Source organism: Flagellimonas alvinocaridis (assembly GCF_004916895.1).
In the GTDB taxonomy this organism is placed as follows: Bacteria; Bacteroidota; Bacteroidia; order Flavobacteriales; family Flavobacteriaceae; genus Flagellimonas; species Flagellimonas alvinocaridis.
Genome location: NZ_SNTZ01000061.1, coordinates 1 through 570 on the forward strand (window position 1 = coordinate 1; position 570 = coordinate 570).

The 570-nt window shown below is 46.1% G+C and carries 2 tRNA genes; both read left to right on the forward strand.

Going from position 1 to position 570, the window contains the following annotated elements:
* The first annotated feature begins 73 nt into the window (after nt 1-73).
* A tRNA-Ile gene (locus EZV76_RS16900) sits at nt 74-147 on the forward strand.
* 148 nt (nt 148-295) lie between these two features.
* Nucleotides 296-372, forward strand: a tRNA-Ala gene (locus EZV76_RS16905).
* Nucleotides 373-570: the final 198 nt, after the last annotated feature.

Consider the following 570-nt stretch of genomic DNA (forward strand, 5'->3'; position numbering starts at 1 on the left):
GAGGTGGTCCTAAAGATCTTTGTGCTGTCGTTTATGATATGTTTTTTGTGATATAGGCAATTTTGGCCAAGACAGTCTCATAGCTCAGCTGGTTAGAGCGCTACACTGATAATGTAGAGGTCGGCAGTTCGAGTCTGCCTGAGACTACGAAAGCGGCGGAGCCGCAAGTTATAAGTGAGAAGTTGAAAGTTCACGAATGGCTTAAGTTCATTGGGTATTGAATAAGGAAATTCTAGGTGTTGGGTTACCGTTATATAGTACTGTTAACTGTTGACTGTTAACTGACCACTGATAAGGGGAATTAGCTCAGCTGGCTAGAGCGCCTGCCTTGCACGCAGGAGGTCATCGGTTCGACTCCGATATTCTCCACCACGGCAAGTGTCGTCCACGGTGATTTTATTGCCGGTGGCGGCCCGCCACAAGTTCATTGACATATTGGGACGGAGCGTGATGGTCATACCATCATGGCGAAGTCAAAAGAAGAAACACGAAGTAGAATAGAATATATAAGGATTACGAGAGGGCATATGTGCTTAGGCACATGATGCGACAAGCAAAAGAAGGGCGTAT